The sequence below is a fragment of the Paenibacillus harenae genome (genome assembly GCF_030812415.1).
GTDB lineage: Bacteria > Bacillota > Bacilli > Paenibacillales > Paenibacillaceae > Pristimantibacillus > Pristimantibacillus harenae_A.
The window spans coordinates 900,518-915,135 of record NZ_JAUSST010000002.1 but is presented as its reverse complement, the minus strand read 5'-3'; the positions used below and the strand labels follow the sequence as shown (position 1 = coordinate 915,135).

The window sequence follows — 14,618 nt, the reverse complement described above, 5'->3', positions numbered from 1 at the left end:
AACCACTTTGCTTCCGAAGCGAGTTTGCTACGCAAACTTGAAGGTCGCACATCCCCGAGGTACTCCGATAGGAGTTTTTCTCAATAAGCTCTTGCGAATACGACCGTATGCTTCGAGTCGTCGCCGCAAACGAGACATTTTGGCTTCTGGGCGGAAGGCTCGAACGGAATGTTCCGGCTTGTAGCTCCCGTTTCTTCCTTCACTTGCTTCTCGCAAGCTGCGGAACCGCACCAGCCGGCTTCGACGAATCCGCGCTGTTCTTCAAGGAAAGCTTTCATCTCGTCGATCGTATCGACCGAACGGGAATTGTCGCTTCTGAATTGCTTCGCCTTCTCCAGCATGCCGCTCTGAATCTCGGCCAACATCGCCTCGACCTCGGCAACCAAATTATCTTGCTGCACGATGCGCTTCTCGCCAGTTATCCGCGAGACGAGGACAACGACGCCGTTCTCCATATCGCGCGGTCCTAGCTCGAGGCGAAGCGGTACGCCGCGCATTTCGTATTCATTGAACTTCCAGCCCGGACTTACGTCCGCTCGGTCGTCCACGCGCACGCGAACGCCCGCTTTTTTCAATTCGGCATACAGCTCGTCCACGCGTCCAACGACCTGATCGCGCAGCTTCGCAGGGCCGATTGGAATCATGATGACTTGCGTTGGGGCTACCTTTGGCGGCAATGCAAGCCCGCGGTCGTCGCCGTGCACCATAATAAGCGCGCCGATGAGACGCGTGCTCGCGCCCCATGACGTCGTATGGCAGAACTGCAGCGTATTTTCGCGATCCAAATATTTAATATCGAAAGCAACGGCGAATTTCGTTCCGAGGTAATGGGACGTGCCGGCTTGCACCGCCTTGCCGTCCTTCATCATCGCTTCGATGGAGTACGTATCTACAGCGCCGGCAAACCGCTCGGAAGGCGTCTTCTCGCCGACAATTACCGGAATCGCTAGAAACTCTTCGACAAACTCGCGATAAACGTTCAGCATGCGCATCGTTTCCTCACGCGCTTCTTCTTCGTTCTCATGCGCGGTATGGCCTTCCTGCCATAGGAATTCGCTCGTGCGCAGGAACGGCATCGTACGTTTCTCCCAACGGACGACGTTCGCCCACTGGTTAATAAGAACCGGCAGATCGCGGTACGATTGGATCCATTTGGAATACATATGGCCGAACATCGTCTCCGACGTCGGACGAACCGCAAGGCGCTCCTCCAGCTTCTCGCCTGCAGCCTCCGTTACCCATGGCAGCTCAGGATTAAAGCCTTCGACATGCTCCTTCTCTTTCTGGAAGAAGCTCTCCGGGATGAACATTGGGAAGTAGGCGTTGCGGTGACCCGTTTCCTTGAATCTGCGGTCCAGATCGCGCTGAATATTTTCCCACAGCTCGTAGCCTTCAGGGCGGAACACGATACAGCCTCGAACCGGCGAGTAATCCATTAGCTCGGCTTTCTTAATAACATCGATATACCATCTGGAGAAATCTTCGCTCTGCGGCGTAATCTCCGTAACAAATTGCTTATCCTTAGACATGAGCCTTCTTACTACTCCCCTCGTACCAATCGTAAAATGTCGTTATAAGTAACTACCAGCATTAACAGCATAATCATTGCGAAACCGACAAAGTGAACCATACTCTCCCTGTTCGGATCGACCGGTCGGCCGCGCAATGCTTCGATTCCGAGGAAAATAAGACGGCTGCCGTCCAACGCCGGTATCGGAAGCAAGTTGAATATGCCTAAATATAAGCTTAGCAGAGCAGTCCAGGACGTTAACTGTACAATTCCCTGCTGAGCGATTTGACCCGTAACCTCTGCGGTTCGTACGGGACCGCCGATGTCATTCAAATTGAAATTCGTAATGAGCTGTTTAAAGCCCTCGAAGATGCTGATCGTCATGTTCTTCATCAGCTTCGCCGAACCGGAGATCGTCTCCGTGAACGTCGCATGACGTGTCGGCACTTTATTGACGCCAGCCGTTATCCCGACCTTGCCTATGCCGTCGGCATCAGGCTTCGGCGTAATGACAACCTGCCGGGCAACGCCATTTCTAATAATATCGACTTTAAGCGCGACATTGGGAGATTTCCCGATCATATCGAGCATTTTATCGAAATCGGTGCCGATCTTCGTTCCGTTAATCGCATGAATAACGTCGCCCTCTTGCAGCTTGCTCTGCTCTGCCGGCGAATCCGGCAGCACCGAGCTAACTAGCAGCTTATCGGGTTCAGCGGTTGGTATACCCGCCATCTGGATATAAGCAGCGAACAGCACGAACGCAAGCACGAAGTTCATAATCGGACCTGCCGCAATCGCAAGCGCGCGTTGTGCTACCGTCTTGCTGCCGAATTGGCGGTCGAGAGGCGCAATCTGCGTGTCTCTTCCTTTCGAAATAAGCAACGCTTGCGGATGAACCGCAAAACGTTCAAGTTCCCCTTCAACATCCAGCGTCACATGAAGGCTGCGCTCCAGATCAATCGAAGTTACTTCGCCGCGAATAACGTCGCTCCGCTCATCCAATCGATCCAAGTAAATCTTCTTAACGACGTTGTCCTTCACGCGGACCGCAATCGTCTGACCGGGTTGTACCTCGACAATCTCAGGATCTTCGCCGGCCATTCTGACGAATCCGCCAGCCGGTATGAGCCTAAGCGTATATCTTGTCTCGCCCCGCAGCACGGAAAATAGCTTCGGTCCAAACCCTATCGCGAATTCGCGGACCAAAATCCCTGCCCGCTTGGCGAAAAAATAGTGACCCCATTCGTGAATCGTGACAATAACGAAAAAAACGAGCACGGTCAGAAGAATGACCTGAATCATATGCATATACGTGAAGCCTCCTGTTCGTTACGGCCTGTACATAGATTATCATTATTCTCCCGTCCGATACAAGAGAACCGGTTTTTGACCGTATCCAATAGCTACACGGTTGCCGCGAACTGGCGCGCCCAGACGTCTACCTCCGCTATCGCCTGCAGATCGTTAATTTCCGTTACATCATGACGGCTTACGGCCGACTCCACGACTCTCTCGATATCGAGAAAATTAATTTCGCCGCTAAGGAATCGGGCTACCGCTACTTCATTCGCCGCATTGAATACAGCCGGAGCGGAGCCGCCAAGACGCCCGCAATCGAAGGCTAGGCGGAGCAGCGGAAAGCGGACAAAATCCATTTCGCGGAAATGAAGTTTACCCACCTCAACCAAACTAAGCCGATTCGTCGGCGTCGCCATGCGGTCCGGGTAAGTTAGCGCATACTGAATCGGCACGCGCATATCGGGCAAGCCCATTTGGGCGATCATACTATGATCGGAGAATTCCACATAAGAATGAATGATGCTCTCCGGATGAATAATGACATCTATCTGATCGTATGTAACGCCGAAAAGCCATTTGGCTTCAATAACCTCAAGTCCTTTATTGACCATCGTAGCCGAGTCGATCGTAATCTTGGCGCCCATCGACCAGTTCGGATGATTAAGCGCTTCGTTTACGGATACGCCTTCCAACTGCTCGCGCGTCCGATCGCGGAACGAGCCGCCCGATGCGGTAAGCGTAATTTGCTTAATGCTCTCCCGTTTCTCGCCGTTCAAGCATTGGAAGATAGCCGAGTGCTCGCTGTCGATCGGTAGAATCGCCACGCCGCGCTGCTTAGCGCGTTCCATAACGATATGGCCTGCCGTCACAAGCGTTTCTTTGTTGGCAAGCCCAATCGTTTTGCCTGCGTTAATCGCTGCAAGCGTAGCCGGCAACCCGCGGCTGCCTACAATTGCCGTTACGACAACGTCGGCATCGGCTTGGGAAGCCGTCTCGATCAGGCCTTCTTCGCCATATACAACTCTCGTTCCGGGCGGCACATGCAGTCTAGCTGCATCTGCGAGCTCCTTCGTGCCCAGACAAACAATGGCTGGCTTGAACTGTCTTGCCTGCTCGATGAGCAGATCGACATTCGACCCTGCTGTCAGACCTACAACTTTGAATAGCTCAGGCGCATGGGCAACAATGTCGAGCGTCTGCGTTCCAATTGAGCCTGTCGAGCCTAAAATGCTAATTTTCTTCATATCGAACATCCTCCAAACTTATGCCGGCAACAAACCTGTAAGGAGCAGCAGCGGAAATACGATAAGCCAGCTGTCGAAACGGTCGAGCACGCCGCCGTGGCCGGGAAGCAGCGTTCCCGTATCCTTTATGTCGCGTACGCGCTTATAGGCCGATTGGATTAAATCACCGAATTGTCCTGCGACAGCGGCCAGTAGTCCGATGAGCAGCGCCTTTGGCAGATCGATCGTGTCCGGAGCGGATAATGAGAAGACAGAAGCAACGACCAAAGACAGCACAACGCCGCCTAGCGCACCTTCCACCGTCTTATTCGGACTGATAGACGGCCATAGCTTCGTCCGGCCGAAGGCTCGTCCGCAGAAATAAGCGCCGGTATCCGACGCAATCGTGCAAGAGAAGGATAGAAACGTCCAGAATAGTCCGTTCGGAACGATGCCACGCACATCGATCATTGCGGCAAAACCATAACCTACATATAAAGCGCCAAGCAGCATGAGCGCGGCGCCATCGATTGTCGTTTTATTTTTCGTAATGACCGTCACGGCAAGCAGCAGAAAAGCAAGCATCCACATGATCGTCATTTCCGAAGGTACATCCATGTTCCACTCCGACCAAGGAAGCACAAACAGCAATACGCCCGCATACCCAAGCAGTGCGGACGGATGCGACCATTTGACGCCGTTCATTTTTGCATACTCCGTGAAACCTATAATCGCTAGCAGTACGAGCAAAGATGTAAATAGCCAACCTCCGACGATTGTCAAAGCGACTAAGAGCGCGCCAGCCAGCACGCCAGTAATAATCCGTTGTCTCAACGAAACGTCACACTCCGATACTTGAAGCTACAACCCGCCATATCGGCGCACGCGGCGCTGATACTCGTGTATTGCCTCATGAAAATGCTCTTCCGTAAACGCCGGCCAATACACATCCGTAAACCATAGTTCGCTATAAGCGAGCTGCCACATCATGAAGTTGCTAAGGCGCAGCTCTCCGCTTGTACGAATAAGCAAATCCGGGTCAGGCATTCCGCTTGTATGTAATCGGCTTGCCATCAACTTCTCGTCAATCTCATCGATGGCGAGTTCGCCCCGCGATACATCCGAAGCAATATCCTTGACCGCCTCCAGCATTTCCTTGCGGCTGCCATAGTTCAGAGCAAAGTTTAATACGAGCCCGGTATTGTTTGCCGTCTTCACGATTGCTTCCTCAAGCGGGCTTATCGTATGGGCCGGCAACTTTTCCTTATGCCCCATCATACGCACTTGAACGTTGTTCGCGATCAGCTCGTCGAGCTCGATCTCGATGAATTGCTGGGGAAGCTTCATTAAAAAGTCGACCTCATCCTTCGGTCTCGTCCAGTTTTCCGTGGAAAACGCATATAACGTCAAATATTTAATGCCCAGCTTATCAGCGGCCATCGTAATTCGCTTGACCGCCTTCATCCCGGAATGATGACCCGCCGTCCTCGGCAATCCGCGAGTTTTAGCCCAACGGCCGTTGCCGTCCATAATGATGGCTACATGCTCAGGAACCTTTTCAAAGACTTTAGGATTAGACGGCTTTTTGGACGATTTGCCAAGTAGGGCCCAAAGTCGCTTGATCATCTTACTTCCTCCCAACCGGAATCAAAACCAAACCCCACCTGTCGGAGGGGCCAATTGTATAATTATACTTCCATAATCTCTTTTTCTTTGGAAACAAGCACTTTATCTACCTCAGCGATGTACTTGTCCGTAGCCTTCTGTATATCTTCTTGATGACCGCGGGATTCGTCCTCGGAAATATCCGATTTCTCCAGCTTCTTGATGGAATCGTTCGCATCGCGGCGGATGTTGCGGATAGCCACCTTCGCTTCCTCGCCGAACTTCTTCGACGTCTTCACGAGTTCGGCACGGCGCTCTTCCGTTAGCATTGGCACGGAAATGCGGATCGCTGTTCCATCGTTAGAAGGTGTAAGACCCAAATCCGACTTCATGATCGCCTTCTCGATTGCAGCAACGGACGATTTGTCCCAAGGCTGAATAAGCAACGTGCGCGAATCCGGTGTATTAATATTAGCGAGCTGGTTAAGAGGCGTCATAGCCCCGTAGTATTCAACTTGAATGCGGTCAAACAAAGCGGGGCTCGCTTTGCCTGCGCGAAGCGACGATAAGTCGCGTTTTAATGCCGAGATCGCCTTCTCCATGCGTTCTTCAGCGTTTTTCTTGATTTGAAGCGGCATTATTTGACACTTCCTTTCACAATAGTCCCGATTTTATCACCGAGCACGACACGCTTAATATTACCATTCTCTGTAATCGAGAATACAATAAGCGGAATATTGTTGTCCATGCAGAGCGATGCGGCTGTCGAATCCATTACGCCCAAGTTGCGGTTAAGCATGTCAAGGTAGGTAAGCTCTTCGAACTTCTCTGCCGTATTGTCTTTGAACGGATCGGCCGAGTATACGCCATCCACTTTGTTTTTCGCCATCAGAATGACTTCCGCTTCGATCTCCGCAGCGCGAAGTGCGGCCGTCGTATCGGTCGAGAAGAACGGATTGCCTGTTCCAGCTGCGAAAATAACGACTCTGCCCTTCTCTAAGTGACGGATGGCACGGCGTCTAATGTACGGTTCAGCAATTTGCTGCATCGCAATCGACGTCTGCACCCGTGTTGGCACATCGATTTGTTCCAGTGCGTCTTGAAGCGCCAGCGAATTCATTACAGTAGCAAGCATGCCCATGTAATCGGCTGTTGCGCGGTCGATGCCTTTCGCCGTACCGGCGATTCCCCTCCAGATGTTGCCGCCGCCGCATACGATTGCGACCTCTACGCCGAGCGCAATAACTTCCTTCACCTGATTCGCAATGGAAGAGATGACAGTCGCTTCGATACCGTAGCCTTCCTGCCCTGCCAATGATTCACCGCTGACCTTAAGAACGATACGTTTATACACAGGATGTTCCAACGTTTTATACCTCCATCATTCAGCTCAAATAAGTGTGCAGCAAACAAATAGTCGCTTTCTAAAACAAGTAGGCGGGGCGGACGCCCCGCCCCGCCTGTGCGTTCGGATTAAAGTTTCGCTTGAGCCATAACCTCTTCAACGAAATTGTCTACTTTTTTCTCAAGTCCTTCACCGAGTTCGAAACGAACGAAGCGACGGATCGAAATGTTTTCGCCGATTTTGCTAATTTTTTCATTCAGCAATGTCGAAATTGTTTTGTCCGGATCTTTAATGAAAGATTGCTCCATCAAGCAATACTCTTCATAGTATTTCGAGATACGGCCTTCAACCATTTTTTCAACGATTTTTTCCGGTTTTCCTTCGTTAAGCGCTTGTGCTTTCAAAATTTCGCGCTCTTTCTCAAGCTCGTCGCCAGGAACTTCTTCGCGGCGAACGAATTTTGGATTTGCAGCTGCGATTTGCATAGCGATGTCTCTTGCAAATTCACGGAATTGTTCCGTTTTCGCAACGAAATCCGTCTCGCAGTTTACTTCAACGATAACGCCGATACGGCCGCCAGCGTGAATATACGATTCAACAACGCCTTCTGTAGCGATACGGCCAGCTTTGTTTGCTGCAGCCGACAAGCCTTTTTCACGAAGCAAAGCGATCGCTTTGTCGATATCATTATTCGTCTCGTCCAAAGCTTTCTTGCAATCGAGCATTCCTGCTCCCGTTCTTTCACGAAGTTCTTTTACTGCGCTAGCGCTAACTGCCATATTAAACCCTCCTAAATGTTGTGCGAAGCTGTTATTCTACCTTATTTGCAAAAAATGATTTTCGTTCAAAAAAAGGGCAGTGAGAGGTTTTTCACCATCTGACCACCCTTTGTTGACTTGCATGAACTGCTATTTAAGCCGTTGTTTGCTCGCCTTGGTTAGCTTCTACGATCGCGTCTGCCATCTTCGAAGTCAACAACTTAACGGCACGAATTGCATCGTCGTTACCCGGAATGACATAGTCGATTTCGTCTGGGTCACAGTTCGTATCAACGATACCAACGATTGGAATACCAAGTTTGCGAGCTTCAGCTACTGCGATACGCTCTTTGCGCGGATCGATGATGAACAGCGCGCTTGGCAAACCTTTCATTCCTTTGATGCCGCCAAGGAATTTTTCCAAACGGTCTTTTTCTTTGCGAAGAATGATAACTTCTTTTTTAGGAAGAACTTCGAAAGTGCCGTCCTCTTCCCATTTCTCAAGCTGTTTCAAACGGTCGATACGCTTTTGAATGGTCGAGAAGTTCGTAAGCGTGCCGCCGAGCCAGCGTTGGTTAATGTAGAAGTTGCCGCAACGTTCTGCTTCTTCTTTAACCGAATCTTGCGCTTGTTTTTTTGTGCCGACGAACAGCATGGTGCCGCCCTCAGCAGCAACGGATTTAACGAAGTTATACGCTTCGTCAACCTTTTTCACTGTTTTTTGCAAGTCGATGATGTAAATTCCGTTTCTTTCTGTGAAGATATAACGATCCATCTTAGGATTCCAACGACGAGTCTGATGACCGAAGTGTACCCCAGCTTCTAGAAGCTGTTTCATGGAAATAACCGCCATACCAAACACCTCCTGTTATGGTTTTGTGTGCTCCTCCGCCACTCGCATCTTTTGCCAACACTTCCGCCGAGCGAAAGCACCATTGGCAAAATTGACCGGCGTGCGTTTTTAACACCGTCAATTAATATATCATATATGACAAACGTCTGCAACAATGGTTTATAGATTACATCGTTATTCGTTTGTCTAGCTGCTTTCGAACGCATCCGCCTCTGCTTTGCTAAGCGGTTTGCTAGTTACAATCGTAATCGCTTCTTTGATCGTCATATTCTCATGAAACAAAAAATAACCGGCGCGAACCAGTTTTTTGTCCTTCTTCATTTGGTTAACGAACGCCGTCTTATCATCGATAATGCCGCTCTTCTCGAGCAATGATGCCGTGCTGGTTAAGTTCGAGCCGTGCTCGATCCGAAGCACCTTTTTTACGCTTACGGGCTTCGCCGTCGGCACAGCAGGCTTAGGGGTTGATGTAGGCGCTGCCGGTTGGACGTTAGCCTTTGCGGGCGAATCCGTTGCATCCTCTACTGGAGATTTATTCACTTCGTTGCTGATTTCCGCGGAATCCTCCTGAGCAGCCAGCAGGGCATCCACTTCTTCTTGCGTATACAGCTTCTGCTCGCTTGTCGGATCTTCTCCCAGTCTCGCCAGCCTATCCTCGCTCTTCTCTCCAATATACATCAGTTCCAAAAGCAAAGCTCCAATAATAATACCGACACCCAGACCGATCACGAACGTACGGTTCTTAAGCATTGGCGGCATCCTCCCGCTTCGCAAGCAGCATAATGAGCTGCACCTCACCTTTGTTCATACCTAGCTTCTTCGAAATCGCTTCAATTGATTTCCCTTGCTCATACAATTGGAACAATTCAGCGTAACGAGCTTGTATCGAACGATTGGCTTGGCTTGCTCGTTCGTCTTGCGGCTCATCTACGACTATCGCGGATGGGCTCGCCATAACGGGCACTTGGGGCGACGCAGGATGTACGCCCTCTGAAGAAGGAACGTGATGGTCTTGCATCGTCTGTGATGTCATCGCAATCCCTTGCGCACCTATGCTCGCAGCTTGCCTGGTCGCTAATAGCAGTTGCTGCTCCAATGCCGAGCTCTTGCGCTCGAGCTCGGCTATGCGAAGGTCTTTGCGCTCTGCATCCTGCTTCGCTTCTTGCTGCGACTTCGCGACTAGCGAGACAAGCTCTTGATTGTCCTTCTCCATATTTTCCATGAATTGCTCAAGCGCCGTCTCCATGTTTTGAATACTTTGAGACGGCTGCTCTGCTTGCCGCTTCTGTCTAGGCAGCATAAAAGCCAGCACGATGACAACCGCTCCAAGTAACACAATATATTGCCAGTACGATTCCACCGCTCTTACCGCCTTTCTCCTGATGACTTGCTTCATTATAATTTAATATCCAGGTTATGTCCTTTGAATGGATGGGCGGGCTTCTCTTCGGCCTGCTCTTCCGCCATTTCGTCCGAGGTACGCTTGCGAGCAGCCGAATAGCGGCTACCTGAACCATCGCTCTGTTCCTGATCGCTGCGCACCTTTTGACCTGTCGTTTGCTCAACTGCGGTGTTTTTCGTCCGCAGCTGTTCGGTTTCCTTCGACGCCTGACCCGCTAACGCCGATTGATCGGCTAACGGCTTATGGGCAGCTTGTCCTTGCAACCCGCTATATTCTTGCGTACGCGGAACGGACATCTGCATATCGAGTGGTTTGAACGTCATCTTGGACTCCCCCTCATAAGGTAGTCGGTCTTTCAAAAGTCAGCCAAGCAATGTGCGTCGATTCGTTAAGAGATAAACGGAATCATGGCAATATCCCCGTCCTGGTAGCGAAAAGACACTCTCTGCGATGCATCCTTAACGAATTTGGTATAGCGGCCAATGACAACTCTCGTTCCGCCATAGATCGTGTGCGCGACATCAATCGTTGCCCGATCCGTATCCTCCAACGATCGCTCGATTTCAAGAACACGCTCTTTTGTTTCCTCAAGCTCGGCCTTCGTCTGACGTTTCGTCACGCTAAGCTTCATCCGCAGCGCCATCTTCTCCTGGGCGAGCTGTCCGGCAGCGGCGAGCTGATCGAGGATAGTAAGCGCTTTATCTGTTTTGTCCAAGCTGTCCGCGCATTGCTTCAACTTCGCCCTTAGCTCTTGCAGCTCATAGCGGAACTCCGGCTTAACGCCAACCTCGATCGCTGTTGCTGTCGACATTGTATTGCCGACGATGCGAGCACGCACCAAATCGCCGGCTTGAACAATGCCGCCTACAATTAATCCTTTCGTTCCCGAGCAAATGATGCTTTTGCCCGCTCTGACATTGGCATGCATGATGCTCTGCGTAACGAGTACGTCTTCACCGGCTATTACATTTGCTTCCTGAATGAAGGAGCAGCGCACGTTGCGACCTGCCTTCACATGACCCTTGTTCCCTCCAAGAATACCACCTGTTATCTCAATTGAGCCTTCCGAGTCAAGCTCAGCCCCTTCGACGCCTCCAATGACGCGAATATCGCCCGATGCTTTCACCCGGAAGCCGTTCAGAACATTGCCGCGAATAACGACCGTTCCGATAAAATCAATATTACCGACGCGATAATCGACATCGCCATTAACTTCATAAATCGGAAAGACATTGATTTTCTCTTTGTCCGTCATTGTGATCATGCCGTCAATCGCTGCATACATCGCCGTCTGCTCTGGATTAAGAACGACGTTTTTGCCGACTTTGAATCGAACCTGCTTGCCTAGCTTGGAAGATACGGTTTCTCCCGTTACGGTTACGCCCGAAGGTCCCGGCAGCGGATCGATTCGTTCAGCGATAAGCTGACCTCTCGTTACGTTCTTGAGCTTATTAACATCCTTGAAGTCAATCTTGCCATCTTCATCCTCGGAAGGACGTTTATCCCTCTGCTCAAGATCATTGATAAGGCGTATGTAACCGTCGCTTCCGGGCTGAGCAGCCTTGCCTTTGGCAATGACGGTTTGCTCTTTGCAATAGGCTAACGGATTGCTGCTTATGTGATGTAACACCTCTGTCTGAAGCCCTTGAACAATCCCTTTGCTGCGTGCAAAACGTTCCAGTTGTTCATTGGTGCATTCGAAGTCGTCCGATATGCGGCTAAACGTTAAAAAGGCAGACATCTTATCTGCCGACGTCTGGATGCGCAGAAAACTGTCTAATTGTTGGTCATCCACCTTATCCCCCCCTTTTCTAATGCTGCATGAGTTGATCTTTATGTTTAGCCAGCGCCCCGCGCAATCGTAAAATCGCTTTGGAATGGAGCTGGGAAATTCGCGAAGGTGACAAAGACATAACTTCTGCTATTTCGCTCAATGACAATTCTTCATAATAAAACAAAGATACGACCGTACGTTCCTTCTCGGTCAACCGTTCGATACCCTTCACCAAAGATTCCTTCATATAGAACTCATGAACTTTATGATCGGGATTCTTCGCTTTGTCGTCCACAAGCAACGACATGCGTGTCTCGGATTCCTCTTCGCGAATCGGATCCTCCAAGGAACAGACCGTTGTGACCGCTATATCTTGAAGCATGCTTGTAAATTCTTTTTCCGAAATCTGTAGGTAGGAGCTGATCTCAGCATCGGTAACCGAACGTAAATATTGCTGCTCCAAGTGCTGGTAGGCTTCCTCCACGCGCTTTGCTTTCTCGCGCACGGAACGCGGTACCCAGTCTCCTTGGCGTAATCCATCGATAATCGCGCCGCGAATGCGCCAGGATGCATACGTCTCGAATTGCAGTCCGCGGCAATAATCGAACTTCTCAATGGCATCGATTAATCCCATAACGCCATTGCTGGCGAGATCATCCTTTATGACGTTCTTAGGCAGGCCGATTGCCATACGATTCGTTACGTAATCGACAAGCGGCAAATATTGCTCGATCAACTGCTTCTTAGCTTCGATTTCACCATGTTCTCTCCACGCTTGCCACATCTGGATGTTCGTCAGATGAGCGGTTTTGGGCTCGGCCATCGATTCACTCTCCTGTCAGGTGACGAATGGCCTTAGCCAATTCCTCAGGCTGTGAATTTTTTGTTGATAGCAATTGAGGAGGATTAAGCGGCTTAAACGCGCCAGCGGCCTCTTGCTTCTGTGCTCCGTTAGTTGAAACGCCTTCCTGCATCTGCCTCTTGAGCAGCTCGTTCAAATCGGCCGTTTCGTCCGGCGTCTGAATATCGAGCTTCGCTCCGGTCTCGCTTTCCGCGGATTCCGTGCCCTCAGATTCTCCTATGAGAGCTGGAGGCTTTAATATAACGGCAAGCACCGTACGTACTGCATACGCAAGAACAAAAAAAGCGATGAAAGCATACGCGCTTCGAAGCAGTACAACGGACAGCGGATTCGCTCCGAGTGAGAAAGCTACCGTCAGTACCGTGCCGACGAGTCCAAATCCAACATTCCATCGCCATGTTCCTAGCATATCAAATCTCCTTTATTCCAAACTGCACACTTCGTATCGATAGTATGCCGCTATTGCTATTGAATTCTATAGTGCGACCGACACTGCCCCCGGTATCCTGAGAGAGGATCGGAATCCTGAACCGGTGAAGCATGGCTGTACACGATTCGACGTTTCGCGGTCCGATTCTCATCGTTTCGCTTTGCCCCGTCATCGCGAACATTTGAGCGCCGCCAGCCATCTTCGCTTTCATACGCTCTATTCGCGCGCCTTGAGCAAGCATTCGGTCCAGCAATTCAGGGATTGCCGTATCTGAATATTTTGCCAAATTAATCGTAGCTTCGCGGGCAATATCTGATGAAGGCAGCATGACATGCGCCATACCGGCTATTTTGCGAATCGGATCAAACAACGTAAGTCCAACGCAGGAACCAAGTCCGGTTGTCTTAAGGATTGCCCCATCCATTGCGATATTCAGATCTGCCATGCCTACCTTTATCACAGTTTGCTGTATCATTGAACGACTCCCAGGGCCCTGAAAATTTTGTCGAACGATTCTGGATCCGGGATTAGGAAGAAGTGGCCTTTAAGCGATTCGCGATCTTCTAAGAAGGTCGTTTCGATCAGCAGCGCCGAGTCGCCCATTTCCCCGTATTGGACAAGTCCGTAACTAAGAATAGCTCCCGCCATATCAAGCGCAATCTGCGGTACGGACGGCGCCATCATCAGTTGAGTAAAGTCGGCAAGCGATGACAGATAGGATCCGGCGAGTATGTTGCCTATCTCGCATAATGCCGATAGCTCCATCTCCGAATACCCTTCTTGACCTTCCTCACGGATCGACAATAATTGTCTCAGCAAGCGTTCGGCCGATTCCTCCTCGATAATGAAGAACATATTGCCCGGCGCTTCCCCTTCTACCCGCAGGAAGACGGCGAATACAATCTGTTCGGATCCGCCAACTCGTTCGGCCACTTCCTCGAACGGAAGCAAGCTTACTTTCGGAACGGCCATGTCGACCGGCTTGTCCAGCAGACGGGACAATGCGGTCGCTGCATGGCCCGCCCCAATATTGCCTACTTCTTTCAGTACATCCAGTTCGAAGGCTTCGAAACGACTAAATATACTCACTACTAAGCCTCGATTTGCGCAAGCTGGACAATCTCGTTTTTGTTAAGAACTTCAGATAGATTGAGCATAATAAGAAGCCTGCCTTCTCCGAGCTTCGCAATGCCTCGCAAATATTTGGCCTTAATGCCTCCAACAATCTCAGGCGGCAAGTCTATCGAATCGGTATCAATATCGATAACGTCGTTAGCCGAATCAACGATAAAGCCTACTTCGATCTCTCCGACCGCTACGACGATAATACGCGAGTTTTCAGTCGGCTGCGTCTCCGTTAAGTTGAAGCGGCCGCGCAGATCAATGATCGGAACAACCACGCCGCGCAAATTGATGACGCCTTTAATGAATGCTGCCGTTTTCGGGACGCGAGTAATTGGAGACAATCTTTCAATCGTGCGAACCTTATCCACTTCAATCCCGTACTCCTCGTTGCCTAGCGCGAACACGATAACTTTTACTTCTTCTCCCATT

At 50.5% G+C, this 14,618-nt stretch carries 18 protein-coding genes; all 18 read right to left on the bottom strand.

Translation table 11 applies throughout. The features are described from left to right. Positions 1-80: 80 nt before the first annotated feature. Positions 81-1,529 (bottom strand): proline--tRNA ligase, encoded by a 1,449-nt coding sequence (gene proS, locus J2T14_RS09105; protein ID WP_307470004.1) that lies wholly within the window; start codon positions 1,527-1,529, stop codon positions 81-83. Between the two features lie 11 nt (positions 1,530-1,540). Beyond that, positions 1,541-2,821 (bottom strand): RIP metalloprotease RseP, encoded by a 1,281-nt coding sequence (gene rseP, locus J2T14_RS09100; protein ID WP_307470001.1) that lies wholly within the window; start codon positions 2,819-2,821, stop codon positions 1,541-1,543. A gap of 95 nt (positions 2,822-2,916) precedes the next feature. Then, complete coding sequence (locus J2T14_RS09095; protein ID WP_307469998.1) at positions 2,917-4,056, bottom strand: 1-deoxy-D-xylulose-5-phosphate reductoisomerase; 1,140 nt, start codon at positions 4,054-4,056, stop codon at positions 2,917-2,919. A gap of 18 nt (positions 4,057-4,074) precedes the next feature. After that, a complete protein-coding gene (locus tag J2T14_RS09090) occupies positions 4,075-4,869 on the bottom strand; it encodes a phosphatidate cytidylyltransferase (protein WP_307469994.1) in 795 nt (264 codons plus the stop codon). A gap of 27 nt (positions 4,870-4,896) precedes the next feature. Continuing rightward, positions 4,897-5,661, bottom strand: coding sequence for an isoprenyl transferase (locus J2T14_RS09085; RefSeq protein ID WP_307204075.1), 765 nt, complete (start codon positions 5,659-5,661; stop codon positions 4,897-4,899). A gap of 62 nt (positions 5,662-5,723) precedes the next feature. Beyond that, the gene (frr, locus tag J2T14_RS09080) at positions 5,724-6,278 is read right to left on the bottom strand and encodes a ribosome recycling factor (protein WP_307204071.1); all 555 of its coding nucleotides are present in this window, start codon (positions 6,276-6,278) and stop codon (positions 5,724-5,726) included. Further along, on the bottom strand, positions 6,278-7,006 hold the full coding sequence (pyrH, locus tag J2T14_RS09075; protein ID WP_307204069.1) for a UMP kinase: 729 nt from the start codon (positions 7,004-7,006) through the stop codon (positions 6,278-6,280). The genes frr and pyrH overlap by 1 nt, the downstream gene beginning before the upstream one ends. Before the next feature lie 107 nt (positions 7,007-7,113). Further along, positions 7,114-7,764 carry a translation elongation factor Ts gene (gene tsf / locus J2T14_RS09070; RefSeq protein ID WP_307204068.1) on the bottom strand — a complete coding sequence of 217 codons (651 nt, stop codon included), beginning with the start codon at positions 7,762-7,764 and terminating at the stop codon, positions 7,114-7,116. Positions 7,765-7,897: 133 nt separating this feature from the next. After that, entirely contained in the window at positions 7,898-8,596 is a 699-nt protein-coding gene (gene rpsB / locus J2T14_RS09065; protein WP_307204067.1) for a 30S ribosomal protein S2, read from the bottom strand. Positions 8,597-8,782: 186 nt separating this feature from the next. Then, on the bottom strand, positions 8,783-9,346 hold the full coding sequence (locus tag J2T14_RS09060; RefSeq protein ID WP_307469992.1) for a hypothetical protein: 564 nt from the start codon (positions 9,344-9,346) through the stop codon (positions 8,783-8,785). Further along, the gene (locus J2T14_RS09055; protein ID WP_307469991.1) at positions 9,339-9,992 is read right to left on the bottom strand and encodes a DUF6115 domain-containing protein; all 654 of its coding nucleotides are present in this window, start codon (positions 9,990-9,992) and stop codon (positions 9,339-9,341) included. Before J2T14_RS09055 ends, J2T14_RS09060 begins: the two co-directional genes overlap by 8 nt. Continuing rightward, positions 9,992-10,321 carry a hypothetical protein gene (locus J2T14_RS09050; protein ID WP_307204063.1) on the bottom strand — a complete coding sequence of 110 codons (330 nt, stop codon included), beginning with the start codon at positions 10,319-10,321 and terminating at the stop codon, positions 9,992-9,994. Before J2T14_RS09050 ends, J2T14_RS09055 begins: the two co-directional genes overlap by 1 nt. 65 nt (positions 10,322-10,386) lie before the next feature. Next, positions 10,387-11,793: a DUF342 domain-containing protein gene (locus tag J2T14_RS09045; RefSeq protein WP_307469985.1), complete on the bottom strand. Its 1,407-nt coding sequence runs from the start codon at positions 11,791-11,793 to the stop codon at positions 10,387-10,389. 16 nt (positions 11,794-11,809) lie between these two features. Continuing rightward, the gene (locus J2T14_RS09040) at positions 11,810-12,595 is read right to left on the bottom strand and encodes a FliA/WhiG family RNA polymerase sigma factor (RefSeq protein ID WP_307204061.1); all 786 of its coding nucleotides are present in this window, start codon (positions 12,593-12,595) and stop codon (positions 11,810-11,812) included. Between the two features lie 4 nt (positions 12,596-12,599). After that, the gene (locus J2T14_RS09035; RefSeq protein ID WP_307204060.1) at positions 12,600-13,043 is read right to left on the bottom strand and encodes a hypothetical protein; all 444 of its coding nucleotides are present in this window, start codon (positions 13,041-13,043) and stop codon (positions 12,600-12,602) included. 1 nt (position 13,044) lies between these two features. Beyond that, complete coding sequence (locus tag J2T14_RS09030) at positions 13,045-13,539, bottom strand: chemotaxis protein CheD (protein WP_307469983.1); 495 nt, start codon at positions 13,537-13,539, stop codon at positions 13,045-13,047. Beyond that, positions 13,536-14,153, bottom strand: a complete 618-nt coding sequence (locus J2T14_RS09025) for a chemotaxis protein CheC (protein WP_307204057.1) — start codon at positions 14,151-14,153, stop codon at positions 13,536-13,538. The genes J2T14_RS09030 and J2T14_RS09025 overlap by 4 nt, the downstream gene beginning before the upstream one ends. A 2-nt stretch (positions 14,154-14,155) precedes the next feature. Beyond that, positions 14,156-14,617 carry a chemotaxis protein CheW gene (locus J2T14_RS09020; protein ID WP_307204056.1) on the bottom strand — a complete coding sequence of 154 codons (462 nt, stop codon included), beginning with the start codon at positions 14,615-14,617 and terminating at the stop codon, positions 14,156-14,158. Between the last annotated feature and the right edge of the window lies 1 nt (position 14,618).

Bases quoted from the DNA above. Each gene is read 5' to 3' on its own strand.
- frr (WP_307204071.1), bottom strand. From the start codon at position 6,278: ATGCCGCTTCAAATCAAGAAAAACGCTGAAGAACGCATGGAGAAGGCG.
- J2T14_RS09095 (WP_307469998.1), bottom strand. From the start codon at position 4,056: ATGAAGAAAATTAGCATTTTAGGCTCGACAGGCTCAATTGGAACGCAG.
- tsf (WP_307204068.1), bottom strand. From the start codon at position 7,764: ATGGCAGTTAGCGCTAGCGCAGTAAAAGAACTTCGTGAAAGAACGGGA.
- J2T14_RS09040 (WP_307204061.1), bottom strand. From the start codon at position 12,595: ATGGCCGAGCCCAAAACCGCTCATCTGACGAACATCCAGATGTGGCAA.
- J2T14_RS09085 (WP_307204075.1), bottom strand. From the start codon at position 5,661: ATGATCAAGCGACTTTGGGCCCTACTTGGCAAATCGTCCAAAAAGCCG.
- J2T14_RS09035 (WP_307204060.1), bottom strand. From the start codon at position 13,043: ATGCTAGGAACATGGCGATGGAATGTTGGATTTGGACTCGTCGGCACG.
- J2T14_RS09055 (WP_307469991.1), bottom strand. From the start codon at position 9,992: ATGAAGCAAGTCATCAGGAGAAAGGCGGTAAGAGCGGTGGAATCGTAC.
- proS (WP_307470004.1), bottom strand. From the start codon at position 1,529: ATGTCTAAGGATAAGCAATTTGTTACGGAGATTACGCCGCAGAGCGAA.
- J2T14_RS09020 (WP_307204056.1), bottom strand. From the start codon at position 14,617: ATGGGAGAAGAAGTAAAAGTTATCGTGTTCGCGCTAGGCAACGAGGAG.
- J2T14_RS09050 (WP_307204063.1), bottom strand. From the start codon at position 10,321: ATGACGTTCAAACCACTCGATATGCAGATGTCCGTTCCGCGTACGCAA.
- J2T14_RS09060 (WP_307469992.1), bottom strand. From the start codon at position 9,346: ATGCTTAAGAACCGTACGTTCGTGATCGGTCTGGGTGTCGGTATTATT.
- J2T14_RS09030 (WP_307469983.1), bottom strand. From the start codon at position 13,539: ATGATACAGCAAACTGTGATAAAGGTAGGCATGGCAGATCTGAATATC.
- rseP (WP_307470001.1), bottom strand. From the start codon at position 2,821: ATGCATATGATTCAGGTCATTCTTCTGACCGTGCTCGTTTTTTTCGTT.
- rpsB (WP_307204067.1), bottom strand. From the start codon at position 8,596: ATGGCGGTTATTTCCATGAAACAGCTTCTAGAAGCTGGGGTACACTTC.